The sequence below is a fragment of the Clostridiales bacterium genome (assembly GCA_017961515.1).
Lineage (GTDB): Bacteria > Bacillota > Clostridia > Acetivibrionales > RGIG10202 > RGIG10202.
This window is the reverse complement of the sequence record JAGCXC010000072.1, coordinates 1-26,549: the sequence shown is the minus strand read 5'-3', so window position 1 is coordinate 26,549 and position 26,549 is coordinate 1. Positions and strand designations below refer to the sequence as shown.

General features: G+C 34.0%; 22 protein-coding genes. All 22 read right to left on the bottom strand.

All coding sequences use genetic code 11. The annotated features are described in order from the left end of the window. Positions 1–19 precede the first annotated feature (19 nt). The 22 genes from J6Y29_04945 to rpsT all read right to left on the bottom strand — a co-directional run bounded on the left by J6Y29_04945 (position 20) and on the right by rpsT (position 26,100). On the bottom strand, positions 20–2,926 hold the full coding sequence (locus J6Y29_04945; GenBank protein ID MBP5427218.1) for an ankyrin repeat domain-containing protein: 2,907 nt from the start codon (positions 2,924–2,926) through the stop codon (positions 20–22). A gap of 206 nt (positions 2,927–3,132) precedes the next feature. After that, positions 3,133–5,871: an ankyrin repeat domain-containing protein gene (locus J6Y29_04940; GenBank protein ID MBP5427217.1), complete on the bottom strand. Its 2,739-nt coding sequence runs from the start codon at positions 5,869–5,871 to the stop codon at positions 3,133–3,135. 346 nt (positions 5,872–6,217) lie between these two features. Further along, positions 6,218–7,396: an ankyrin repeat domain-containing protein gene (locus J6Y29_04935; protein ID MBP5427216.1), complete on the bottom strand. Its 1,179-nt coding sequence runs from the start codon at positions 7,394–7,396 to the stop codon at positions 6,218–6,220. Between the two features lie 53 nt (positions 7,397–7,449). Further along, positions 7,450–9,918: a leucine--tRNA ligase gene (locus tag J6Y29_04930; GenBank protein ID MBP5427215.1), complete on the bottom strand. Its 2,469-nt coding sequence runs from the start codon at positions 9,916–9,918 to the stop codon at positions 7,450–7,452. A gap of 6 nt (positions 9,919–9,924) precedes the next feature. Beyond that, a complete protein-coding gene (rsfS, locus tag J6Y29_04925; protein MBP5427214.1) occupies positions 9,925–10,278 on the bottom strand; it encodes a ribosome silencing factor in 354 nt (117 codons plus the stop codon). An 18-nt stretch (positions 10,279–10,296) separates the two neighbouring features. Then, complete coding sequence (gene yqeK / locus J6Y29_04920; protein ID MBP5427213.1) at positions 10,297–10,872, bottom strand: bis(5'-nucleosyl)-tetraphosphatase (symmetrical) YqeK; 576 nt, start codon at positions 10,870–10,872, stop codon at positions 10,297–10,299. Between the two features lie 8 nt (positions 10,873–10,880). After that, positions 10,881–11,483 carry a nicotinate-nucleotide adenylyltransferase gene (gene nadD / locus J6Y29_04915; protein ID MBP5427212.1) on the bottom strand — a complete coding sequence of 201 codons (603 nt, stop codon included), beginning with the start codon at positions 11,481–11,483 and terminating at the stop codon, positions 10,881–10,883. Between the two features lie 12 nt (positions 11,484–11,495). Then, positions 11,496–12,263 carry a 3-oxoacyl-ACP reductase FabG gene (gene fabG, locus J6Y29_04910; protein MBP5427211.1) on the bottom strand — a complete coding sequence of 256 codons (768 nt, stop codon included), beginning with the start codon at positions 12,261–12,263 and terminating at the stop codon, positions 11,496–11,498. Continuing rightward, positions 12,244–13,518, bottom strand: coding sequence for a cation:dicarboxylase symporter family transporter (locus J6Y29_04905; protein MBP5427210.1), 1,275 nt, complete (start codon positions 13,516–13,518; stop codon positions 12,244–12,246). Before J6Y29_04905 ends, fabG begins: the two co-directional genes overlap by 20 nt. 16 nt (positions 13,519–13,534) lie before the next feature. Then, a complete protein-coding gene (locus J6Y29_04900; protein MBP5427209.1) occupies positions 13,535–14,563 on the bottom strand; it encodes a spermidine/putrescine ABC transporter substrate-binding protein in 1,029 nt (342 codons plus the stop codon). Next, positions 14,564–15,346, bottom strand: a complete 783-nt coding sequence (locus J6Y29_04895) for an ABC transporter permease subunit (GenBank protein ID MBP5427208.1) — start codon at positions 15,344–15,346, stop codon at positions 14,564–14,566. It abuts the gene before it with no gap. Continuing rightward, entirely contained in the window at positions 15,340–16,164 is an 825-nt protein-coding gene (locus tag J6Y29_04890; protein ID MBP5427207.1) for an ABC transporter permease, read from the bottom strand. Before J6Y29_04890 ends, J6Y29_04895 begins: the two co-directional genes overlap by 7 nt. Then, positions 16,161–17,213, bottom strand: coding sequence for an ABC transporter ATP-binding protein (locus J6Y29_04885; GenBank protein ID MBP5427206.1), 1,053 nt, complete (start codon positions 17,211–17,213; stop codon positions 16,161–16,163). The genes J6Y29_04890 and J6Y29_04885 overlap by 4 nt, the downstream gene beginning before the upstream one ends. Positions 17,214–17,695: 482 nt before the next feature. Further along, positions 17,696–17,956: a spore coat protein gene (locus J6Y29_04880; GenBank protein ID MBP5427205.1), complete on the bottom strand. Its 261-nt coding sequence runs from the start codon at positions 17,954–17,956 to the stop codon at positions 17,696–17,698. Positions 17,957–17,972: 16 nt separating this feature from the next. Next, the gene (locus tag J6Y29_04875) at positions 17,973–18,173 is read right to left on the bottom strand and encodes a hypothetical protein (GenBank protein ID MBP5427204.1); all 201 of its coding nucleotides are present in this window, start codon (positions 18,171–18,173) and stop codon (positions 17,973–17,975) included. Between the two features lie 551 nt (positions 18,174–18,724). Then, complete coding sequence (gene rsmG, locus J6Y29_04870) at positions 18,725–19,441, bottom strand: 16S rRNA (guanine(527)-N(7))-methyltransferase RsmG (GenBank protein ID MBP5427203.1); 717 nt, start codon at positions 19,439–19,441, stop codon at positions 18,725–18,727. Then, positions 19,434–21,335 (bottom strand): tRNA uridine-5-carboxymethylaminomethyl(34) synthesis enzyme MnmG, encoded by a 1,902-nt coding sequence (gene mnmG / locus J6Y29_04865; protein ID MBP5427202.1) that lies wholly within the window; start codon positions 21,333–21,335, stop codon positions 19,434–19,436. The genes rsmG and mnmG overlap by 8 nt, the downstream gene beginning before the upstream one ends. 21 nt (positions 21,336–21,356) lie before the next feature. After that, positions 21,357–22,736 (bottom strand): tRNA uridine-5-carboxymethylaminomethyl(34) synthesis GTPase MnmE, encoded by a 1,380-nt coding sequence (gene mnmE, locus J6Y29_04860; protein MBP5427201.1) that lies wholly within the window; start codon positions 22,734–22,736, stop codon positions 21,357–21,359. 356 nt (positions 22,737–23,092) lie between these two features. Next, complete coding sequence (gene trxA, locus J6Y29_04855) at positions 23,093–23,413, bottom strand: thioredoxin (GenBank protein ID MBP5427200.1); 321 nt, start codon at positions 23,411–23,413, stop codon at positions 23,093–23,095. Positions 23,414–23,426: 13 nt separating this feature from the next. Further along, on the bottom strand, positions 23,427–24,470 hold the full coding sequence (locus J6Y29_04850; GenBank protein ID MBP5427199.1) for an AI-2E family transporter: 1,044 nt from the start codon (positions 24,468–24,470) through the stop codon (positions 23,427–23,429). A gap of 151 nt (positions 24,471–24,621) precedes the next feature. Continuing rightward, positions 24,622–25,560, bottom strand: a complete 939-nt coding sequence (locus tag J6Y29_04845) for a polysaccharide deacetylase family protein (protein ID MBP5427198.1) — start codon at positions 25,558–25,560, stop codon at positions 24,622–24,624. A 270-nt stretch (positions 25,561–25,830) separates the two neighbouring features. Continuing rightward, a complete protein-coding gene (gene rpsT, locus J6Y29_04840; GenBank protein ID MBP5427197.1) occupies positions 25,831–26,100 on the bottom strand; it encodes a 30S ribosomal protein S20 in 270 nt (89 codons plus the stop codon). Positions 26,101–26,549: the final 449 nt, after the last annotated feature.

Here is a 26,549-nt window from a genome sequence, read left to right as displayed (position 1 = left end):
AATTTTCTTAATCTATATTCTATAATTTATATTTCCCTTTTCTCCTTTTTTCTACCTTTGGTATTAAAATTCCCTGATCTATTTTCCCTTTTAATTCATAGAATCCATTTTTATTTGGTATCCTTCCTGCTTCTACCGCTCCTTTTCTCATAAGATACTCTGTCATTCTTGTATCACCCCTGCTGAATGCTATTCCTGCTGCTGTCCATCCCTTTGCATCAGTATTATCTAAACCTATATCTAGCTTCAATAACTTATCTACTAATTTTTTTACCGCCGGCATATATCCACCTTGACAAGCATACATTAATAAATTTTTAGCATCTTTATCTACTAATCGTAAATTGGCTTCATCTATTATCTCTTCTATTACAAAAGACATTATTTCTCCTTTTGCTAAAGCATACATTAACACACTCTTGTTTGAGTTGTCTTCTGCTTTTTTATTTGCACCTTTAGAAATCAAAAATTTCACGGTATCTACTTGACCCCTCTCTATTGCATACATTAATAAACTTTTTCCATTTCCATCCGTTTCATTAGCAGAAACACTCTTTAATAATTTTTTCACAATTGTTAAGTTCCCTTCCTCGATTGCCTCTAATAATGCATTTTTATTTTGCTTAACCCTTTTAGACACAACATTCTCATGCACCACGGGTACACTAGTTTTTTCTATTGCTACTGTCGCAGCTCTTGCTCCTTTTTTCTTCAATATATTAATTATAGTGTTACTTCCCGCAAGAACTGCCGCATTCATATAAGCTTCACTTTCTCTCACATCTATACCCGTATTCAATAATTTTTGTACATCGCAATCATTACGCGCTCTACATGCTTCCTCTAGTTCTTTAGATATTTTATATTTTAGGACCTCTCTATTCACTTCACCAACTTTATTTAATATATCTTTCTTGTCAAATATCTTATTTATTATACTATCACGTGCATCAACATCTTTAATATATTGTAATACCTGCGTTAATATCTGTGTGCTAAATCTTTTTGTCATTACTTCTGCTAACCGTTTTGTTGATATATTATATAACTTGCCTAAACGCTCTGGTTCTAGATCTCCAACTATATTTAATAATCGGTTTACCTTCTCTACTTCATCACTTTCGCACGCACCTGGTAAATCTCTATTTGCCCGGTTTTGCAACATACTTATTATTTCCTCTTTATCTTCTCCCTCTACTACACTAGTTATAATACCCCTGTTCTTCGGCATTATTGTTATATCCAAATTTTTTAGCGATAGTAACTTTTGAACAATATCTTTGTTTCCGTCTTGGCACTCTATATATAATGGTGTAGTTCCCATTTTATCTACCACATTTACATTCACATCCGGATACGATAAAATCTCCCTTACAATATTTTTATATCCTCTCTGACATGCTATTATTAACGGAGTCAATCCTCTTTTGTTAACTCGGTTTATGATATTTTTATCCCCGTTACAGTATTCCAATAACATCTTCGCTATTTGTATTTTCCCATCATAACATGCTATATGTAATGGTGTGTTCCCTTTTTTGTCAGCTCTAGTTACTTCTGCTTTCTTTTTATCGTATTTTAGCAACATTTTCAATATTTCCGTACTTCCAACTTCACACGCAATATTCACTGCATTAACGCCATCTTTTGTCTTGTTTATATCAACTATACCCTTCGAATATTTTAATAAAGTTTCTACAACCTTTCTATATCCCTTATAACATGCTATATAAAGAGGTGTATTCCCTTCTTCATCTTCTATATTTACATCTACATTACAATATTCATATTTTAGCAATATCTCCACTGATTCATAATTTCCTTGATAACACGCTATAAATAATGGCGATGTATTGTGTTTATCACACATATTCACATCTAAATCTTTATTCTTCAACAATTTTTTTACTAACTCTATATTCTCGTTAAAACACGCTATATGTAAAGCTGCTGTACCTGTGGATCCAGGTTTGTTTATATCTATATCTGGCCTCGATAATAACGCATCTATTACGCCCGCATTGTAATTATAGCATGCTGCGTGTAATGCCGTTAATCCTTTGCTATCAAATAAATTTACATCTATCTTTTCCCTTTTGTTCGATAACAACATCCTAACTATATCCTCATGACCATATCTACATGCCACACTAAGGGGAGTAATTATTTTTTCATCAACTATATTGACTTTTATTTCTGGACAATCCAATAATTTTTTCACTACTTCAGTTCTTCCCTCTTTACACGCCATATACAATGCAGTACGCGCGTTTTCACAGCACGCATTTACATCCAATCTACTATCTTTCATCATAATATCAATAACATTCATTTTCCCTTTTCCGCACGCCAAACTAAACGCACTGTTCCCTTTGTTGGTTAGTAGATTTATATCTATATCCGATCTCGACAATAAGCATTCTACTATGTCAGCATATCCTTGTTGACATGCTATACTAAGCGGCGTAAAACCATCTCTATCAGCTTTGTTTACATTGACTTGCTGCTCTAACAACAATTTAACTACATTTGTACTTCCGCTATCACAAGCCAAGTACAATGGTGTAATTCCCGTTCCTTCATCTTTATTTACATCCACACCATATTCTAACAACACCTTAAATAATTTTTCACTATCATTTTTGCATACAACATGTAAAGGGGTAATCCCTTCGTATGACTCCTCATCTACATAGTCATAATCATTTAGCAAAAAACTTTTCTCTAATAATAAGCGCACAATCTTTTCATCATTAACACTACACGCAATATGCAATATTGTATTTCCATGTTCTTCTCTTGCCCTCAAATCCTTTTTATTTTGCACTTTTTCTATCAGACTCTCTACCCTAAATCTATCTCTGTTCATATAAGCATCAAACAATGCCTTACCCAAAACGGTAAATTTTTCGTTTTTTCTCAACATAATCACTACCTCTCAAACCTTTCATCCGTGAATTAATATCACTAAATAATTTTTTATAAATAACATGTGTTCTTTTAGAGCCAACTCAAGTCATGAGTTTTCGCTACTATTAATCAACAGATATATCCACAGTATATCCACTTTATCCCCAACTGCTCTTTCTAACTAGCTTTCAGCAAAAAGGAAACTTCTTTTCTTTCTTAAAACTACATCTTCTCCTTTAAAGGCTTCTTCTCTAGTACATTTTTAGACTTTAATTTCACTGGTTTAGATATAGACGTCTTATTCAAAGTCCAATCAAGCAATTTATAAAACTCATTCTTTTTGTCCACATTTCCTGGACATGTTGCACCCCGTTTTATGAAATATTTTGTAAGCTTCATATTACCTTTGTTAAATACTATTCCTACTGCTGTATAGCCCTTATTACTAATATTGTTTACATTGGCCCCTTTTTCAACTAATCTCTTTATTGCAGGCTCATATTCACCTTGGCATGCATGCATCAACAGACTTATCCCCAACATATCCACTTCATTCACAGAACTTATTTTCAATTTGCCTTCTTCATCTGTAGAAGCTATCCCCAACTTATCACACTTATCCACAGGAGTTATCCCCAACTTATAATTTATAATAAATGACATACTTTCACCTCTTCTTAATGCGTACATTAAAACACTCCTGTTGTTTTCATCACAAATATTAACATCTGCCCCATTCTCTATTAGCTTTTTGGCAACTAAAGCATTGTCCTCTTCTATCGCGTATATCAATGCACTTTTTTGTTTGTTATCTCTTGCATTAACATCCGCACCTTTTTCTAATAATGCCACCACAATTCCCTTATCTCCACGAGCTGCAGCATACATTAGTGCACTCTTGCCTTCCTCTCCTATTTCATTTGCATTAGCGCCATTATTAAGTAGTTTTCTTACATATTTGGCCTCCCCATTCTTAATCACATATAAAAGCTCGCTCTCTATTTCTTCCGAAACCTTTTTCTCTACATACTCTTCATTTCTTATTTCAAGCGCTCCTCTATTTCTTAACATGTGTATTATATTAGGGTTTCCTATACTCAACGCTATCTTAATATATGACTCATCTTTTGATATATCTATACCAGTACTAAGCAATCTTCCTACGTTATTCTCGTCAGCTAACTTACATGCCAATTTAAGCTCATGCGCTATTCTCTTCTCTAAAATATCTTTATTTTTTCCTGATACTTTAAATAGCACATTGCTCTCTTTTATTACATAATCCATTACCAAATTACTTGCATCTGTTGCTTCAATTACCTTTGTAGTACCAAATCTCTTTATCAAATATCTTAAAACCTCTGGAGTTGATACATTTATTAACTCTTTAATTTGCATAGGTTCAATATTTCTTACTAATTCTAGTAGCTTTCTTGTTTTATCTATATCACCACTTGAACATACTTTACTTAAATCCTTCAACGCACGCTCTTGAAGCATATCCAATATCTCTGTTCTATATCTTCCCCTTACTTCTCTTATTAAACTACTGTTTTTAAAAGGTGTTATTGTTATGTCTATATCATCTCTTGCCAACAATTTTTCAACTATACTTTTGCTCCCAATTTTACATGCTCCCAAAATTGGTGTAATACCGTTTTCCATTACTGCATTTACATTTATATCAGGACAATTTAGCAAGATATCTACCACTTCATCAAAACCTAAACAAGCCATATGTAACGCTGTAATTCCATTTCTTTGTGCAAAATTTACATTAATCTTATCATGCTCATATGACAAGAAAAGTTTTACGATCTCTGCTTTTCCATTACCACATGCTACATGCAATGGAGTATAACCCTCTTGATCCATTATATTTAATTTTAAGTCTGAACGTTTAAAAAGCTCTGTAACTACACCTACACTGTTACTACTACACGCCATGTGCAAAGGAGTAGTACCACACTTATCTGACTTATTTACATCTATATCCTCACATTTTAACAACCTTTCCACTACTTTTTTATTACCACCACCGCACGCTATATATAACGGAGTAACACCGCTATGATTAGCTATATTTACATCCACACCTTTATATGCTAATATCTCATCTATTATATCTATTCGACCTGAATTACTCGTTATATGCAATGCAGTAATCCCTTCTTTACCACCAGAATTTATATTAACTCCTTTATGCGACAATATAAGTCTTACCATATCGACTATCCCTTTTCCACATGCTATCTGTAAAGGAGTTTCATCTTTTTTGCCATTTGCGTTTATATCTATATCAGGATGTTTTAAAAGATATTCAACCTTCTTTAAGTCTCCCTTAATACACGCTAAGTGTAGTGCTGTAAATTTTTCACTATTAGCTATATTCACTTTTATATCGGGATGCAAAAGTAACTCTTTAACCATCTCAGCCGTACCATCAATACACGCTCTATGTAGCGCAGTATCCCCATTATAAGCTGCTTTATTTACATCAACACAAACTTTTTTCTGTCTTAAAAGCAACGTTACTATATCCGTTGCTCCGCTGATACACGCTGTCCACAATGATGTGCTATCGTATTTATTATCCGTTCTATTTATACTAGCACCATAAAACAACAACAATGTTACTAATCTTCTATTCCCAACTGTACAGGCTATGTGAAGTGCCGTACCTCCCCTAGTTGCTCGCTCATTAACATAATCAAAATCCTCTAATTCACGAGCTCTTTCCAAAAGCTTTTTCACTATCTCTATACACCCGTTCATGCATGCAATATGTATTGGCAACTCTCCATTTTTTGTCCGTACCCTAAGATTTATCCTTACACCTTCTTTTTTAATTATCTCCTCTACCCTTGCCACATTTTTATTTCTACATGCTTCAATCAACGCATTTTCTCTATGCGCAATTCTACTTGTTGTAATCCTTACCTCTTTATTAGTTTTCTTCATAATCTCGACTCAGCCCTTTCTTATTGTGCCACCACTCTTTTTAAAAAACCTAATATTTTTCTATTGTCTAATACTTTAATTTTGTTATCCTCCTTTTATACTTATTTCCTAATCTCCATAACTTTTTTTAATTGCACATTTCTATTTTTATCTTACTTATACTTAAAACCTCCAACTTATACTAAGTCAGAGGTTTTATTCTTTTATACAAAAGTCTATACTTACTACTTAAATATCGTACATCGAATCTTTAAGTCTACTTGCTTAGCACAAACTCCATATTTAAATTTATATCCTTTCCTCCATCTACTCTCTAATAGCAACATCTCACACTTTAAAACTTAGCTTATACCTTACTTTTTCCATACCCACGCTCTATGTTTTGCCCTATTTTTTTTAATCTCTTATTCCAAGCTTTATCTTCCTCTAGCCTATCAAGCTTAGTATGCATCTTATTTATAAGGTTAAATATCTCCATATCTACCTCAAGCTTACTGGATATCTCAACCACTCTACTTTTTAAATATATATCATTCTCTGATCTACCAAGAAGTACCCTAAGATTTCTAATCTCGCGTATAACCTCCCTAAACTCTTCTCCATCTTTTATCTCACAAACATATTTTTTTGTTTTATGCAGTTTTTTATATCCTTCCCATGAATCATCATCTTCTTTAAATTCACTCATATTTAAATAATCATATAAACAGGCACCCAATGATATTATATCCCTTGACCTAATTGACTTCTTTATTTCTTGCCTTTCCTTTAGCGATGGATACATTCTGTCCACAGTCTGCTTTATAAAGTCCTGTACTACTCTAGGATACGTCGGCTTAACTATCGCTCCATTTTCAATTAACAGTGCCACCAATTTCGCATTTTGATATTCACTCGCAATCAAAAGTGGTGTTGTTCTATTATCCTCCTCTACAACATTTAGCCTAGCACCCTTCCTAACCAATAATTTTGCTAAACTAAATGCTTCCTTGTAATCTTGACCTCCCCTATACGCTTGACCCACTAATTTACACGTTAAGCTTATGGGTGTAACACCATGTATATTTGCTATGTTAATATCAGCACCTTCCTCTACTAGTAACTTTACTATATTCCTATTGAGAGTCCTGCACGATTGCATCATTGGTGTTTCTCTATTATAATTAGCTGTACTATTTACATTCGCACCTCTATTTACTAAATATCGTATTATAGCTTCATTGTTATTTTGACATGCTAAATAAAGTGGTGTGCCCATACCAGACAACTCATAATTTACATTGGCTCCGTTTTCCACCAGTAGCTTTATAACTTCGGTATTATCGCTATCACACGCTAATACTAATGGTGTATCTTTATTCTCATTCATCACATTCACTCTGGTTCCAAACTCAAGTAATTTCTCTACTAAATCTTTATTTTTCTTCTTTCTTACGGACTCCAACAAAAGTTGTTCCTTCTCTTCTTCCCCTAATAGGCTAATTTTACTTAAATCAGATTTTATTAAATCCATATTAATTCCCATTCTACGTCTACCTCTCTTTCTGATTCACCACTACAATTACCTTTATAACTACTCTACTTTACTACTATATTCACTAATTTTTTAGGAACTACTATAACTTTAACAACAGTTTTTGCTCCTATTAATTTTTGTACACTATCTTTACTTACTGCAACTTTCTCTAGCTCATCTTTCGTTATATCCAAGGGTACTAAGATCTTCTCTTTTATCTTACCATTTATTTGTACCACAATCTCCACTTCATCCTTTACCAATGCGGACTCATCGAAACTTGGCCATGATTTTTCATGCACGCTATCATTTTTGCCTATACTATGCCACATCTCCTCTGCCGCGTGCGGTATATATGGTGCCAATAACATAATTAGCTTTTCTACTGCATCCTTTAACAAGGCCTCGTTTCTTTTTTCTGCCTTTTCTTTATACTGATACAAGAAATTTACCAATTCCATTATTGCACTTATTGCTGTATTTAAGTTAAACCTTTCTCCTATATCCTCCGTAACTCTCTTTATTGTCACGTTCAATACATGATTTAGATCTTTGTCATATGCATCCTTAAGGCAAATATCTTCATCTGAAGATTTGAATACATACACAAGTTCTTCTACTAACCTAAACACTCTATTAATAAACCTAAACGCACCTTCTACTCCCGCATCACTCCACTCAAGTTCTTTCTCAGGTGGCGCTGTGAACAATATAAATAACCTCGCTGTGTCAGCTCCGTACTTTTCTATTATCTCGTCAGGACTAACAACATTTCCTAGTGATTTTGACATCTTGCTTCCATCTTTTAAAACCATCCCTTGCGTCAAAAGTTTTTTGAATGGTTCGCTATAATTGACATAGCCTAAATCATTTAACACTTTCATTATAAACCTAGAGTATAGTAAGTGTAGTATCGCATGCTCAACTCCACCTATGTACTGATCTATCGGTGCCCAGTAATTCGCTAACTCTTTACTAAACGGCTCTTTATCATTATGAGGATCTGTATACCTTAGATAATACCATGATGAACATACAAACGTATCCATTGTATCCACTTCCCTTATAGCATGCTTTCCGCACTTAGGACATGTGGTATTCTTAAAGCTTTCACTTGACGCTAATGGAGATTTTCCCTCTCCTGTAAATTTTACATCTTCGGGTAAACGCACTGGTAAATCTTTTTCATCTACTGGAACTATTCCGCAGTCTTCACAATAGACCACTGGTATAGGTGCCCCCCAATATCTTTGCCTAGATATCAACCAATCTCTTAATCTATAATTTACCTTTCTCTTTCCATATCCTTTTTCTTCTATGTACTGTGCAATTTTACTCTTTGCAATATCACTTGGTTCTCCGTCAAATGGCCCCGAGTTAGTCAACACTCCTATTTCCTCAAAACTCTCTGTCATTGCCTCTGCAATTAACTTCTCATCCTTTTTGTTTATTACTACCTTTATTGGCAAGTTATATTTTTTAGAAAACATAAAGTCTCTTTGATCATGCGCTGGAACCGCCATTACAACACCTGTTCCATAATCAGCTAAAACATAATTCGCTAGATACACAGGTACTCTATCGTTGTTTAGTGGATTTATCACATATCTCCCTGTAAACACCCCTTCTTTAGGTGTCTGAGTTGATGTTCTTTCTATCTCATTTAGGTACTGCATCTTATTTATAAATTCTCTACATTCACTCTCTGTATCACTACCTTTTATCAACGATTCAACTTTTTCATGCTCGGGTGCTATAACAAGGTAAGTTACCCCATATATTGTATCTGGCCTAGTTGTGTATATCCTAAGTGCATCGTCTTGGCCTTCTATCTTAAAATCAACTTCAACCCCAAAGCTTTGGCCTATCCAATTCTTCTGCATAAGTTTTACTCTGTCTGGCCATCCCTCTAGTGTATCTATATCATCCAATAATCTTTTAGCATAGTCTGTTATCTTGAAAAACCATTGACTTAATTCCTTTTTACCAACATCTGATTTACATCTCTCGCACTTTCCATTAACAACTTGCTCATTTGCCAAAACAGTGCTACACGACGGGCACCAATTAACGTGGGATTTTTTCTTATAGGCTAGTCCATTTTTATACAATTGCAAAAACAACCACTGTGTCCACTTATAATAACTCTCATGACATGTTGCAACTTCTCTTCCCCAGTCATAACTTATTCCCAATTTCCTAAGCTGATCCCTCATATTGTCTATGTTAGACCATGTCCAATCTTTTGGTAAAACACCATGCTTTATTGCGGCATTCTCCGCAGGTAACCCAAATGAGTCCCATCCCATTGGATGCAATACGTTATACCCATTCATCTTTTTAAATCTTGCTACCACATCTCCTATAGAATAGTTCCTAACATGTCCCATATGAAGATTTCCTGATGGATAAGGAAACATTTCTAACACATAATATTTCTTCTTGGCTCTCTCTTGATCTATTTTAAATGAATTATTTTTACTCCATTCTTCTTGCCACTTTCGCTCTATTTTTTTGAAATCGTATACCATGCCTATCTACTCTCCTTTTTCCTCTTTATGTGATATTAATCCATACTTCCACAATGAATCTAAGTCATAATAATCTCTCTCATCTCTATGGAATATGTGTACCACTACATTACCAAAGTCTAACAATACCCATCTTGCAGTATCATATCCCTCTTTCCTTAATGGCCTTTGTCCTATTTCCTCCAATTTCTCCTCTAGTTCATCAACAAGGGATTTAACATGCGGCACACTTGTCGCACTACACACAACAAATGTATCTGCTAATATTGATACCTTATCAATATCTATCACATCTATATCTATTGCTTTCTTAGACTCCAAAATTTTAACTATTATTTTCTTTAATTCTTTTGTATCCATATGGTCTTCTCCTCTCCTTTAACTTCTGTTTTTTATTTTCTTTAATAAATCGTTTCTTGCGTACAACGTATCTATATGTATAAAAGATTTTTCTTCTATTAAGTGCAATAATATATTTTCTAATGCTTCAAATACAGCCAAATCTATATCCCTAAACGCCAATTTTCTGATATTTTCAACCCCTTCAAAACTCCGTGAAGGCTCTATATAATCTGCTATAAATATTATCTTTTCAAGCATAGTCATATCTTTTCTTCCAGTTGTATGATAGGATATAGCATTTAGTACATCCTCATCACTGACTCCATACGTAGCACTTGCCAAAATTGCACCAACTTTACTGTGCAACAATGCTGGCTCTTTTGATATAAAATCATCTCCATGGTAACTGTAATATGTACAAAGTCTCTCCATCTCTTCTTTCGTATATTCCTTTGCACAGTCATGCAAAATACTTGCAATCTTTGCTTTCTCAATATCTTCATCATATAAATTTGCCAACATCTTCGCCGTTTCCACAACACCCAATACGTGCTTAAATCTTTTCTCTGACATCTTCTCTTTCATCGCTTTATAAATCTCATCGTAATTCATACTTATTCTCACTTTCTATACAAATTATTGTCTCTTATATATTCTTCCACTTTTTTCGGAATTAATCCATCCACACTCTTGCCATCCCTAACAAGACTTCTTATTTCTGTTGATGATATATTTATATAATCCACATCTACAACTATAGCGTCAAATTTGTATAATCGTGATAGCTCTTCCACCTCTTTCTCTATTCTCTCTTTTGTATATCCATCTCTCATAACAACTACAAACTTACAGATAGCAAAAAGTTCTTCGTACTTTTTCCACGACAACAACTGTACTACAACATCAGCACCAATTAAATAATAAAAATTACATTTATACTTTTTATGCAGTTCATTCAATGTGTCGATTGTATAAGTATACCCCTTTCTACCCACTTCAATCAAGGAAATTTTGAAATTTTTTTTATTTTTTATTGCAAGTTTTAGCATCGAAACTCTATCATCAACACTCGCAACATACCTTCCCACCTTGTGTGGCGGATTTCCAGATGGTATCATTAAAATATTTTTTATGCCCAGTTTTTTACTAACCTCTTGTGCTATCTTTATGTGTCCGAAATGTGGTGGATCAAATGTCCCACCCAATAATAATATATCCTCCATTTTAAATGTCTCCTATATTAGAAATCCTCCGCTTACATTTAACACTTCACCTGTTATAAAACTTGCTTCATCGGATGCCAAGAAATAAACTGCATTAGCAATATCTTCTGGCGTTCCCAATCTTTCCAATGCCGTTTTATTTTTTAGCTCATTTAACTCTTCATCTGTGTATCCTTGCAACATATCCGTTCGTACAACCCCAGGTGCCACACAATTTACTCTTATATTCGAGGGCCCCACTTCCTTCGCCAATGCTTTAGTCATGCCAATAACTCCAGCCTTTGTCGCCGAATAATGAACTTCCATTGATGCTCCTGTTATCCCCCAAATAGATGATATATTAATAATAACCCCATTTTTTTGTCGAATCATCTTCCCTATTGCTGCCTGTGAACAATTAAATACTCCCTTTAAATTTACACTTATCATATCTTCCCAATCATACCGTGTAATCTGGTCAAATAACTTTGGTTGAGCTATTCCAGCATTATTCACTAATACATCAATACTACCAAAATTTCGTACACAATAATCGATTAAATCTCCTGCCTCTATTCTATCAGTAACGGTTGCTTTGCATACTATAGATTTAAATCCCTTTTTATTTAATCTATCTCTTAGCTCTAAAGCCGTCTTCTTTCCCGTATGATAGTTGATCACCACATTATGTCCATTCTCTGCAAATTTTTCTGCTATTTTGGCTCCAATTCCTCTACTTGCTCCTGTAACCACGATGTTCATTACAACATCAACTCCCTTACTAAATTGTACTTCCTGCATCAATTTTATATACACTATCACGTGCTTTCTTCTCATCCCATTGATGCTCCCACTTAGATAAAACAACCACCGCTAAAGCATTACCTATTACGTTGACTGCCGTTCTACCCATATCCAATATACGGTCAATACCAGCAACTAATACCAGCCCTTCTGTTGGAACACCTATCGCTTTTAGCGTCGCTAATAGCACTATCAATGATACTCCAGGTACCCCAGCAACTCCTTTTGATGTTAACATCAACACAAGCAATATTTTTATTTGCTCAGCTATTGTTAAATCTATTTTGCAAATCTCTACTATAAAAATGACTGCTATTGCTTGATATAACGTTGACCCCGCTAGATTAAACGAATATCCTGTTGGTATAACAAAGGATGTTATTGCTTTAGGACACCCGTATTCTTCCATTTTTCTCATTATACTCGGTAGCACTGCTTCCGAACTTGCGGTGGTAAAAGATAAAATAATTTCATCTTTTATATATTTTAAAAACTCTCCAAAATTTATTTTAAAAAGTTTACACACAACTCCCAACACCAATACTACAAACAGTATCATAGCAAAATAAATTAGTCCTGTAAGCTTACCTAGCGACAACATCGACGATATTCCAAACTTAGATACTGTAACTGCAATCAATGAAAACACACCAATTGGAGCTAGCTTCATCACTAAATTTGTTACCCAAAACATAACCTTAGTAACACCATCAAATATAGAATTAAGTAAATTTCTTTCCTTTTCATCAAGTGTTGCTATCCCTAATCCAAATAGTATTGAAAAAAATATTATCGCTAACATGTTCCCGCTAGACAATGCATAAAACACATTACTCGGTACTATGTTTACTAATGTATTCATTAATCCACTACTATTTGCTGATTCAGCCGACATTTTACATGCATCCACACTCGACAAATCATTTATATTGATACCTACACCTGGCTTAAACATATTCGCCACTACAAGCCCTATTACAATAGCAAATGTAGTAACTACCTCAAAATAAATTAATGTCTTTCCTCCAAGGCGACCCAGCTTTTTAATATCTCCAACCCCAGATACTCCAACTACTATTGATGATACAACAATAGGTATCACTATCATTTCCATAAGCCTTATAAAAATATCTCCCAGTGGTGCAAGATACTTTTCTACATTTGCATTACCATAAAAAACTGCACCAACCACTACTCCAAGTACTAAACCAACTATTATTTTTACTGCTAAACTCAATTTTTTCTTTCTCATATACATCCCTCTTTTTTTAAGTTGATTTCACTTCTGTCCATACCCTATCATACAAAGATATATCTTTTCCTAAATCTCTAAAAATCTCCAGCCTATCAATTTCTTCTTCTGTGGGACACTCCATTTCATTCCTACTATCACTTTTTAGCGTATCAATGATTTCAGCGTGTGATGTTAGATACCCAGTATAGTTACAGTTTTTTTGTGCAATATCTGGCCTTAGCATGTAGTCTATAAATTGCAATGCTAGGTCCTTATTTTTAGCATCCTTAGGTATAACCATGGAATCCACCCACATATTACTTCCTTCTTTAGGAATCACGTACTCAAGTTTAGGATTATGTTGCTTCATATACGCAGCATCACCTGACCACACAACTGCCAACGCCGCTTCATCTCCTATAACTATATCCTTCACTTCTTCATTGACATAAGATAATACCAAAGGCTTTTGCTTTATCAGCATATTTTTAGCTAATTTCAATTTATGTACATCTTTACTATTTGCTGAACATCCTAAAAGCTTTAGTGTTATACCTATAGAATCCCTTGGACTATCCAACATAAGTATCTGCTTTTTATATTTTTTATCCCAAAGTACCTTCCAACTATCCACCTTTTCCTTAACCATATCTTTATTGTAAATAATACCTACTGACCCCCACATATATGGCACCGAATATTCTAGCGATTTATTGTACTCTTTTTTTCTAAACTGACCATTTACACTATCATAATTATGTAATTTAGAAAAATCAATCTTTTCAAGCATCCCTTCTTTTGCCATCTTCTCTACCATATACTCAGACGGTACCACAATATCATAATTTATTCCTCCAGCTTTTAGCTTAGCATACATATCTTCATTTGTCGAAAACTCATCATATATAACCTTTACATTATATTCTTTCTCAAACGATTTAATTACGGCTCGATCCATGTAATCTCCCCAATTGTACACTTTAAGCTTGCGAACATTACTTTTACTACACCCAGTTAAAATAATTGCTATCAAAAAAAACACACAACTTACTATCTTTTTCAATTATCTCTCATCTCCCATTTTTTCACTCATTCTACTATTAACAACAAGTGTCAACAAAATAACTGTCGTAAACACCAATGTTAACAATGCATTAATCTTGGGATTTATTCCTCTTCTGGCCATCGAATAAATAGTTATAGCCAGATTCGATATGCCAGCGCCAGTATTAAAGAAACTTATCACAAAATCATCTATTGACATAGTAAACGACAATAAAAATCCTGTAACTATTCCTTGCGATATCTGTGGCAATATCACATTCCTATATGCATAAGCTGGGCTTGCCCCCAAATCCAGTGCCGCATCCAACAACTGTGGATTAAGTTCTCTTAACTTTGGCAATACAGATATTATAACAAATGGCAAACTAAATGTTATATGCGATATCAAAAGACTAAAAAATCCCAGTGGAAATTTTATGGATATAAATAACAACATAAGTGATATTCCTGTAACTATATCTGGATTAAGTATTGGTACGTATGTTAAGTTAGTTACGATAACTGCTGCTAGTGAACGCATTTTGTATATTCCTATTGCAGCAATAGTTCCAAATATTGTCGCTATGATAGATGCTAAAATCGCCAATACTATTGTTATGTACAACGACCTTAATATAGCCTGGTCTGTTAAAAGCCTAGCATACCATTTCAATGTAAACCCATCCCAATGGGCTCTCGATTTAGAATTGTTGAAAGAGAAAATTATTAGCATCGCTATCGGTGCATGTAAAAACACGAATATAAGAAAAACATATATTCTCTTTATCACCTTTGCTACCATATCTTCCCTTCACCACCTTCATCTTCATATTTTGACATCAAAAACATACTTATCAATATAAACATTATCAACACCATAGACAACGCAGCACCAAATCCCCAATCCCTTGTCGTTAAAAATTGCTGTTCTATAAGATTACCTAATAACATATACTGTCCGCCACCTAACAATCTGGAAATAACAAATGTCGTAAGCGCCGGCATAAATACCATATTCACACCCGACATTACTCCAGAAAAACTCTTAGGCAACACAACTTTTAGAAACACAACAAGCGGATGTGCTCCCAAATCACTTGCCGCTTCTATATGCGATCTATCTATCTTCATTAAAGCCGAATATATCGGCAATATCATAAATGGCAGAAAATTATACACCATCCCCACTATAACCGCATTTTGTGTATATAATAAATCTAATGGTGCAAAACCTAAACTTTTTATGATGCTCTCTATTATACCATGTTTCTCTAATAACGCAACCCACGCATATGTTCTTGCCAAAAAATTTATCCACATGGGAATTATAAACCAAGTTATCATGCTACTATTGTGCTTTAAGTCCCAACTCGCAATTATTGCTGCAACAGGATAACCTAAGATCAAACAAATAAATGTACTCATCATTGCAAGCTTTATTGATCTATATATTACTCTAAGATACAGTGGCTCGAATACTCTTTTTAAGTTGTCCAATGTAAAAACATAGCTTGCTCCGTTAATTTTAACTATGCTCTGCAAAAAGACCAACAGTACTGGCAATATTACGAAAAACACCATCCATAATATGTACGGATACACTATCCACTTTCTTTTCATGTATTTTTCACCTTCCTCATAATATGAATATCATTAGGTAATATATTTATACCCAACACTGTTCCGACATCTTTCATGCTAGTATTGTGAACTATCCAATTAATATCATCCGACTGTACAATCATCTCGTAATGAACTCCCTTAAATACAACCGATCTGACTATACCCTGTATCATACCCTCATCCTTTGGTACAAGTTTTATATCTTCAGGTCGAACTACCACATCCACTATTTCATTTGGAAAAAAGCCTTTATCTACACACTCAAACTCATGATTCGAAAATTTTATACTACAATCCTTAAGCATTACTCCATCCACTATATTGCTCTCCCCTATAAAATCTGCTACAAATGCATTTTTAGGTTCGTTATATATATCTATGGGCGTACCTATCTGTTGTATTGTTCCGTAGTTCATAACAACTACCGTATCTGACATAGTAAGTGCCTCTTCTTGATCATGTGTAACATATATAAATGTAATACCTAATCGCTGTTGTATATTCTTTAGTTCTATCTGCATATCTTTTCGAAGTTTTAAATCAAGGGCTCCAAGCGGTTCATCTAAAAGTAATACCTCTGGTTCATTTACCAACGCCCTTGCAATGGCAATACGTTGCTGTTGACCTCCGCTTAATGAATTTATCTTTCTTTTTTCATACCCACGAAGGTTTATAAACTCTAAAATTTCGGTAACCTTTCTCTCTATTTCACCTTTAGACATCTTTTTTATTTTTAATCCAAATGCAATATTGTCAAACACATTCATATGATCAAACAATGCATACTTTTGGAAGACCGTATTTAACCGCCTTTTGTATGGAGGAATGTCATTTATGACCTCGTGTTCAAATATAACCTTGCCTTCCGTTGGCGTTTCAAAGCCACCTATTATTCTAAGCGTAGTCGTTTTCCCACAGCCACTCGGACCTAACAACGTAACAAACTCATTCTTGTTTACATATAAATTAATATTATTTAATATCAATGTGTCTCTATAACACTTTGATATATTTTCTAATCTTATAATTACATTATTCGCTTCCATTTCCATCTCCAACCCATTTTTTTAACTAATGATATTTCCTCTAAAGACTATAACATATAAACACCACATTAGCAATATTTTTTATCTAAAATTTAGCGAGAATACCCTCACTTCTACAAGCAAGGAATATATTGCCAAAAAAAATATAGTATTAACAATTTTAGGTTAATATAATAAACTAATAAAATAAAAGATTAAAGTAATGAGATTAGATTAAAATACACATTTTGTATTTTTGTTGTGAAGTATATATAGAAGAAAAGTATTTGACAAAAATATTTAGGAAAAAGATATATAAATAACATATGTTCTTTTGCTTTCGACTAAAGTCACAAGTCTACGGTACTATTGATCAATAAGGAGACCTTTTTAAACAAGATCTCCTCACTTTATAAATCAATATTTATATCGCGATTTTAATTTGCATAACTTTAAATTTACCTCTTACTTTGCAATTTCTTTTTTCAGCATAATAAACGCAATTAACCTTGTATTGATGATACTGCCTGTTTTGCATTGCTTAATTCTGTCACTGATGCACTTTGCACTGGATACCATCCTTTTTCTGACATTACATCAAAAATATCTTTTTGTTTTTTGAATGTTTTTTCTAATATGCCAGTCACATCATTTCTTAGTGTTGGATTAGCGCTTTCTAATACCAAAGTACTATAACCTGTTGCTGCAAGTTTATGTCCGGCTAGCAACACATTCAAAATATCCTTATCATTTAAACTATTCACTGTTGTTATCCTCCTATTATTGAACTTGGGCTTTGTTTATATGTCCTGTTAGCGTTGTTATTGCACCTCTATACTCAGTGATAATATCTTGACACAAATCCTTTATCTTTGGATCTTGTACTTGATTTATACAGCTTTGTGTAAACTGCATATAATTTTGAGCCATTTTGATATTGTCTTGTATTAAAAATAATTCTTTCGTTGTTAGTGATGACATCACTTATCCTCCTTTGACTTTTTTCTTCGATAAGTATGTTTCACCAAAACAATAAATAATATTCAAAATTTGAGCAAAAAAAAAGAGTGGTTTGTCTTTCCCAGTTAGACTAATTCACTCTTATACCTCTTGATCTAAAATCACTTCCTAGGCCTCCCTAATACTTTTTCACTCAAAACTTTCATTTAAGCATTCTTCAATCAATTCTTCTGTAATCTCGAAAATTTCATCTGTATTCATACTAAAACACCTCCCTTTTTTTACTGTACAGTAAACACGTACAAGTATCTCTCTTGCACACTAAATTTATTATACTACCTTAATCGGTACATTTCAATTAAAATATCTTTACAATATCTTTACTTTATGATTAAAAAGGTGTTTCATCACTACTCATATCCAAAGCTTCCCTGCACCTATACCTTACGAATAGCGCTTATCAAATTTTCACCTAACTAAACCTCTTCACTCATTTATGCGCCATTTTGCATTGGTCTATTCTCTCAACAAAAACTTGACTTTCGGTAATTTACTACACCAGATACCACCTTTTACAATGGCATCCTACTAGGCTTCCCTGCTTTTCTTGGATATTTACTTGGCGTATTTTTTATTTTTTGTATAAGCACTATATTTCTTTTGTAATCTGAGTTTGGAAGGCAAAATTCTACAACATCAACTATTTTACCTCCCAATTTATCCAATGCATTCTTCGACACTGAAACTTCGTCCACATTACTTCCTTTCATCGCTATAAATAGCCCGCCCGTCTTTACAAATGGCAGGCAATATTCAAGTAACACCGGCAATGCCGCTACTGCTCTGGCACACGCATAATCAAATTTTTCTCTATACCTATCCTCCCTACCTATATCCTCTGCTCTGCCATGCACCACATCGACGTCATCTAAATGTAGCTTTACAACAACTTCATTTAAAAACTTTGTCCTCTTCTCCAATGAATCCAACAACGTAACATGTGTATCCTTGTTTACAATTTTTATTGGCAAAGACGGAAACCCTGCTCCTGTTCCCACATCAATAAGAGTCGCTCCACTTTTTTTTATATACCTACATATACTCATTGAATCTACAAAATGTTTTATAGCTATATCCTCATCCTCTAAAATAGATGTTAGATTCACTCTTTCATTCCATTCCTTCAACAAATCCTTATATAATTTAAACTTCTTTGCGTTATTATTGTCTAATTTTATTCCAAGCTCGTTTGCTCCACTATACAATACCTCAAAAAATTTCTCATCCATTTCCAATCCCTCTTTTCACCTGCTCCAAATAAATCAACAACACCGTAATATCCGCCGGCGATACTCCTGTTATTCTTGATGCTTGTCCTATCGACTGAGGTTTTATATTATTTAGCTTTTGCCTAGCTTCCAGCCTCAGTCCCTCTAAATTAAGATAATCTATATCTGAAGGCAATTTCTTTGTCTCCATTTTCTTAAATTTCTCAATCTGCATCAACTGTCTTTTTATATATCCTTCATATTTTGCCGCAATACAAACTTGTTCCCTCTCTGCATTAGTTAAAGATGGCCTTTCTTCATCTATACAAGAAAGCACATCATAATCTAACTCTGGTCTTTTTATTAGATCAACCAATTTTATCCCGGACTTTATCCTCGAACTACCTTGGCTATCCAAAAACTCGTTCACCTTATCTGTTGGTCGTATATAAGTCTCATTCAATCGCTTTAGTTCCTTTTCAACTCTCTCTTTTTTGCTACAAAACTTATTATATCTTTCATTACTTATTAAACCTATCTTATATCCTATCGGTGTTAATCTTAAATCCGCATTATCCTGACGTAAGTAAAGTCTGTACTCTGCTCTCGATGTCATCATCCTATACGGTTCCTTTGTTCCTTTTGTAACAAGATCATCTATAAGAACACCTATATATGCCTCAGATCGATCCAATATTAATGGCTTCATATTTTTTATCTTCATCGCTGCGTTTATTCCGGCTATAATCCCCTGCGCCGCGGCTTCCTCGTATCCAGAACTTCCGTTTATCTGACCCGCCGCAAATAATCCTTCTATATTTTTAAACTCCAGTGATAATTTAAGCTGAGTTGCATCTATTGCGTCATATTCTATTGCATACGCGCTCCTAGTAACTGCTACATTAGCTAGCCCAGGTAACGTCCTCATCATTTTTATCTGAACGTCTTCAGGAAGGCTAGTCGACATCCCTTGAAGATACATTTCCTCTGTATTTTCTCCCATCGGTTCAACAAAAATTTGATGTCTCTCCTTATCCTCAAATCGCACAATTTTATCCTCTATTGATGGGCAATACCTAGGCCCTATCCCTTCTATTTTCCCACTATACAATGGAGATCTGTGCAAATTATCTTTTATAATTTTATGTGTTTCATCATTTGTATAAATAAGCCAACACGAATACTGATCCCGTTCCAATTTATCATTTTCAAACGAAAATGGGATTATATTTTCATCTCCATGCTCTTCCTGCATTTGACTAAAATCTATGCTACGCCGATTCAACCTTGCTGGCGTCCCTGTTTTTAATCTTAAAAGACTTATACCCATGTTTTTTAAGCTCTGGGACAATTTATTCGCAGGAAAAAGTCCATCTGGTCCACCATCATACATAATATCCCCTATTATTATGCGTCCTTTAAGGTACGTACCCGTTGTTAACACAACTGCATTACACTCATATATTGCATCAGTGTGCGTACGAACTCCTTTCACCTTAAGTCTTCCGTCTTGCATTTCTTCATACAAAATCTCGACTATCTCTCCTTGCCTCACATCAAGATTCTCTTGTTTTTCCAACACCTGCTTCATCATTATTTGATACATTCTGCGATCTACTTGGGCCCTTAGAGAAAATACGGCCGGCCCTTTTCCTGTGTTCAATGTCTTAGACTGAAGAAATGTTTTGTCAGTATTTTTACCCATCTCCCCGCCTAACGCATCTATCTCCCGTACTAAGTGTCCTTTTGCCGTACCTCCAATGCTTGGGTTACACGGCATATTAGCTATACTATCTAAGTTTATCGCAAACACTATTGTCTTTGCTCCAAGCCTTGCACTAGCCAATGCAGCTTCACACCCTGCATGTCCTGCACCAACAACTACTACATCATACTTTCCTGCTATGTATTCCATTATCCCATTCCCTCTCCTCTTTTACTTTCCAACACAAAACTTACTAAATATCTCCTGCAAAATCAACTCATTTACTTCTTCCCCTGTCACTTCTCCTATGTCATTGGCCGCCTGCCTTATATCTATCGTTATCATATCTAATGGCATACCATTTTTCTTAGCATTTACCGCATTATTCAAACTTTCGCTAGCCTTTTCCAAAAGATTTTTGTGTCTTATATTAGTCAATAACACTTCATTACTGCTATCTATCTTCAAAAATTTGTCTCTAATATAACTTTCAAATTTTGAAAGTCCTACTTCATTTAAGACCGATACTTCTATTACATCTACATTTGCACTTTCTTGTATTTTTTCTTTTAATCCACTTGTATCACTTACTAAGTCAATTTTATTCATTAACACAACAACATTTTTGTCTTTTATTAATTCTAATATATCTTCATCCTCTTTATCCATACCACGGGACGCATCTACTAAAAACACAATAAGATCTGCACCTTGAGCTTCTTCTTTACTCTTTTCTACCCCTATCTTTTCTACTATATCCATAGTATCCCGTATACCTGCAGTATCTACCAATCGCACCGCCACTCCAGCAAAATCTATGTACTCCTCTATAACATCTCTTGTAGTTCCTGGTATATTTGTAACAATTGCCTTATTTTTACCCGACAAACTATTTAATAAAGACGACTTGCCAACATTAGGTTTGCCAACTATTACCATGCTAATCCCTTCGCGCAATATCCTGCCTCTGTCATACGTTTTCAATATATCATCGATACCCTTTATCGATACGAAAAGAACATCTTCCATCTCCCCATCAGTCACCTCATCAATATCATACTCCGGATAATCAATAGTCACCTCTATATGCGCAATAAGCTTTATAAGCTCGCTTCTTATCGCCAAAAGTTTTTTTGACAATGCTCCTTCTAACTGATTTAAAGCAGCTTTAAGACTTCTATCTGTTTTGGAATTTATCACATCAATAACCGCCTCTGCTTGCGACAAGTCTATCCTTCCACTTAGAAATGCTCGCTTAGTAAACTCTCCTGGCTCAGCCACACGTGCACCAAGCTTAGTTGTTAGCTCTAGAATATTTTTCAAAACAACCTGGCTACCATGAGTATTAATCTCAACAATATTTTCTCTTGTAAAAGTATTGGGAGCCTTCATCTTAGACAAAAGTACCTCATCCAAAACCTCTTTCGTAAACACATCCACAATTTTACCGTAATTTATTGTATGCGACTTTATATCACTAAACTCTTTCTTACCTTGGAATATTTTCGCTGCAATATCAAATGCATATTTGCCCGATAACCTAATCACGCCTATTCCACCACTTCCATAAGGAGTCGATATCGCAACTATTGTATCCTCTGCATATTTCATTACATCATCCTCTTTTAATAAACTTTTACTTCAAATTATATAATACTTTCGCTACAAAAACAACTACAAAATATATACATCATTTTATCTAAATTTAGCGAGAATATAATCACCAAAAAGTATATCTCTGAAACTTAATATAAAATCGTAGGTCCCAACTTAGGTTAGCTCGTTCAATCTTAGTACGACAGTACTATAGCACAAGAATCTTCCAACTTTTAGATAATAAGAATATGTCACTTATGCGAAATACGCAAACATCAATTGCCTCGGACCTAATGGATCGAGGCATCAATTAAATCAATTTTTGTTAAAATCTCTTATACAAAATCCAACTGTATCTCTTAACCGTACTCCTATTTATTTGAATCTATCAATTCAATTAAATCCTCTTTTGACCGTAATCCTACAACTTTATCAATAACTTCTCCATTCTTAAACAACATTATTGTAGGTATACTCATAACTTTGTACTTTCTAGACAACTCCCCTTCTTCATCTACATTTATTTTTCCAATTACAACTTCTCCATTATACTCTTGTGCTAACTCATCTACAACAGGGCCTATCGCTCTGCATGGGCCACACCAAGTTGCCCAAAAATCGACTACAACCAATTTATCTGATTTCATTACCTCTTGTTCAAAATTTGCATTTGTTATATGCCTGATACTCATAATTATCTCTCCTTTATACTATTTTTTCTACCACTCTGTTACAAATAACTTTTAATATTGCTACAACTAAAACTCCAAACAACATACCAAAAACTCCGAAAAATTCTCCTCCCACTAATACAGATAATATTGTCGTCACTGGATGTAAACCCAATTTATCTTCTATAACCTTAGGCGATATAACTATATTATCTATTTGTTGTATAAAAATCATAAGCGCTAAAACCCACATCACTTTGACCGGAGACACCAACAACGCTACTAATACCGAAGGTATTGCACCAATTATTGGACCAAAATATGGTATTATATTAGATATACCAGCTATTAACCCCAACGGCAGTGCATAATCTATTTTTAATACAAGCAACCCTATTGTTATCAACACACCTATTATAACTGCCGTTAGCAATTGTCCTCTAACAAAACTTGCTACTATATTACTTATATTCCTTCCTACAATTCTAACATCATTTCGATATCTTTTAGGTACCAACATCAGAATCATATTTTTAAATACTTTCTCATCTACTATAAGATAATATGCTATAATCATACCTAATACTAAATCAAAAAATTTCGTCATAATCCTAAGGATAGATTTTAATATATTCTTTAGTGCATTAATCAAAAATTCTTGTACATTTTTAGACTCTATTCGTATTTTATCTACCGCCAAATCCTTTATTTCTTTAGGCCATGCATCTATCTTTAACCCATTAATAAATTTATAAAACTTAGACTGATATCCTGTTGTTATCTCAGGCATTTTTATTATCAACTCTTTTGTATTGTCTGCAAACCTAGGCAATACAAAAACTACTAAACATACAAGTACCACCAAAAACATTGCATATATACTAAGTATCCCATATTTACTGGGAATCTTTATTTTCTTTAGTTTCACTAATACAGGCTTTATTAAATACATTATAGTTATCCCAATTATAAATGGTATACAAATGTTCATAACTTTAGCCCTATTGTTCATCAAGAACAACCCCACTAAAACCAACAATATCAATACCACAAGCACCACTAGACTTTTTCTTCTCATAATATCAATTTCCTTTTTACATAAAATTGATATATAGTATCCCCAATTCAAAGTAAATCAATCAAATTTTTCTTAAATCTAGAGTCCTAAATCTTAATTCTTCAAAACTTAAATCGCACTCTCTCCTATGACCTAAGCAATCCGTCTTCTTTTACAAATCAAACGGAGCTATTGTATATCCATTGCTCTTTATGTCTTTTATCATCCTATCTAATGCATTAGCATTATCTTTTGATACAGCATGCAACAACACAACCATTCCGTTATGCAAATGATCCATCACTTTATTATATGCATAATCTTCTCCTCTTTGATCATTTACGTCATAATCTTTGTACGCATAACTCCAAAATACATTCTTATATCCCATTTGCATCGCAGCTTTCAATGTACGCTTACTGTATTCTCCTCTAGGCGGCCTTATATATTTAAATCCAATTCCAAATTTATCATAAAATTCTTGTTCCAAATCTAACATTTCGCTCTCCAATTTATCATAATCTTTAAACGCCAAATCTGGGAAACTTGGATGATTAACCGAGTGGCTTCCCACTTCATGTCCCTCATCTAACATTCTCTTGACCAAATCAGGATTCTTTTTTAAATACGCCCCTGTTATAAAAAATATTGCTGATACATCATTTTCCTTTAATGTATCCAATATCATCGGTGTATATCCATTTTCATAGCCTTCATCAAACGTCAAATACACAATTTTTTTACTCGTATCCCCAGCATATATTATATCATAATCTTGTATTAATCTCTCCGCATAAGGATCTATCCCAGACACTTCATGATTACCATTCAAACGAAGCCACCATGCGTGTTTATCATTCTCTTCTTTTTCTAAGACAACTCTATCCAATAAACTACTATTTATTTCTCCTTTTAGCCTTTGATACTTGAATGTATCTGTATCTTTCCTTCCTTTTATGTAACCCTCTGATGCGCCATACTCCTCGTCGGTATTAGCTACATTTTCTATTACTTTATCTTCATTGCCTACTATCTCAAGCCCTTTTCTTTCCTCTTTTGTATCACCATCAACTTTGACTTCTTCTTCCTGTCTAAAACTAGACACATCCATCTTTTTCTCTAGCCTTTTTAAACACCCTACTGTTAACAGGCTAAACATTAATACACATATTATAAATATTTTCTTCATAATATTCCCAAGACTACACACGAACCCCTTTCTAGAATTCCTAGTAGTCGCCTCCTTCCATTAATGTCTTATTCCGACTAATACATATCAGATAATTCCCTTTTTTACATGTTTTGTCATGGCTAGGTGCAAAAAAGGCCAATCCGTACATCAACCTCAAAGCTGAATACTCTTGGCATTTTTTAAATTGTATTATTTCTCAGCAAATACTGAATTGAACTTTTTAGCTAACGTAGACTTTTTTCTCGCAGCCGTATTTCTATGCAAAATACGTTTTGAAACTGCCATATCTATAGCCTTTATAGCTCTATCAAAAGCCTCTTTCGCATTCTCTGCTTTATTTTCAATCGCTTCTCTACTTCTTCTTAAAACAGTCCTAAGCTTTGATCTCTGTTCTCTATTCCTCAAGTTCCTTTTTTCTGCAACTTTAACTCTCTTCATAGCTGATTTTATATTAGGCAAAACTTTCACCTCCTAAAGTCTTTTTATCTTTATCAATTTTTCTGAGAAAAGATCAACTACAACAAAACTCCTACGCACCGGATCCCAAGTAAGTAACTAACAATAAATCCCATATATCTTAACTCCCGTTCATTCTATTACATTATTTGTGAGTTGTCAAGAGTATTTTCCAAAATATTTTCTCTTTACAAATTGCAATAATAAATTACCGGTTAAAAAAAATTTTTTCACAAATATAGTTCTTCCAATATTTGCCTAGTGCTTTTATAATTATTTAAAATAGCCTCTGGTAAAGCAAAAGCCTTACCATAAGCTATTATCATTATATGGGGATTTAATAATCCTCTTTTACTTTAATTTTATTCCAAAACGCTTGGCAGAAGCAATAAATTCATCAACAGACATATTAACAAAAGAAGCAGCTTCTTCTAATGATAATTTCCCGGTTT

Bases quoted from the DNA above. Each gene is read 5' to 3' on its own strand.
- J6Y29_04945 (MBP5427218.1), bottom strand. From the start codon at position 2,926: ATGTTGAGAAAAAACGAAAAATTTACCGTTTTGGGTAAGGCATTGTTT.
- J6Y29_04940 (MBP5427217.1), bottom strand. From the start codon at position 5,871: ATGAAGAAAACTAATAAAGAGGTAAGGATTACAACAAGTAGAATTGCG.
- J6Y29_04935 (MBP5427216.1), bottom strand. From the start codon at position 7,396: ATGGGAATTAATATGGATTTAATAAAATCTGATTTAAGTAAAATTAGC.
- J6Y29_04930 (MBP5427215.1), bottom strand. From the start codon at position 9,918: ATGGTATACGATTTCAAAAAAATAGAGCGAAAGTGGCAAGAAGAATGG.
- rsfS (MBP5427214.1), bottom strand. From the start codon at position 10,278: ATGGATACAAAAGAATTAAAGAAAATAATAGTTAAAATTTTGGAGTCT.
- yqeK (MBP5427213.1), bottom strand. From the start codon at position 10,872: ATGAATTACGATGAGATTTATAAAGCGATGAAAGAGAAGATGTCAGAG.
- nadD (MBP5427212.1), bottom strand. From the start codon at position 11,483: ATGGAGGATATATTATTATTGGGTGGGACATTTGATCCACCACATTTC.
- fabG (MBP5427211.1), bottom strand. From the start codon at position 12,263: ATGCAGGAAGTACAATTTAGTAAGGGAGTTGATGTTGTAATGAACATC.
- J6Y29_04905 (MBP5427210.1), bottom strand. From the start codon at position 13,518: ATGAGAAAGAAAAAATTGAGTTTAGCAGTAAAAATAATAGTTGGTTTA.
- J6Y29_04895 (MBP5427208.1), bottom strand. From the start codon at position 15,346: ATGGTAGCAAAGGTGATAAAGAGAATATATGTTTTTCTTATATTCGTG.
- J6Y29_04890 (MBP5427207.1), bottom strand. From the start codon at position 16,164: ATGAAAAGAAAGTGGATAGTGTATCCGTACATATTATGGATGGTGTTT.
- J6Y29_04885 (MBP5427206.1), bottom strand. From the start codon at position 17,213: ATGGAAGCGAATAATGTAATTATAAGATTAGAAAATATATCAAAGTGT.
- J6Y29_04875 (MBP5427204.1), bottom strand. From the start codon at position 18,173: ATGTCATCACTAACAACGAAAGAATTATTTTTAATACAAGACAATATC.
- rsmG (MBP5427203.1), bottom strand. From the start codon at position 19,441: ATGGATGAGAAATTTTTTGAGGTATTGTATAGTGGAGCAAACGAGCTT.
- mnmG (MBP5427202.1), bottom strand. From the start codon at position 21,335: ATGGAATACATAGCAGGAAAGTATGATGTAGTAGTTGTTGGTGCAGGA.
- mnmE (MBP5427201.1), bottom strand. From the start codon at position 22,736: ATGAAATATGCAGAGGATACAATAGTTGCGATATCGACTCCTTATGGA.
- trxA (MBP5427200.1), bottom strand. From the start codon at position 23,413: ATGAGTATCAGGCATATAACAAATGCAAATTTTGAACAAGAGGTAATG.
- J6Y29_04850 (MBP5427199.1), bottom strand. From the start codon at position 24,470: ATGAGAAGAAAAAGTCTAGTGGTGCTTGTGGTATTGATATTGTTGGTT.
- J6Y29_04845 (MBP5427198.1), bottom strand. From the start codon at position 25,560: ATGGATGTGTCTAGTTTTAGACAGGAAGAAGAAGTCAAAGTTGATGGT.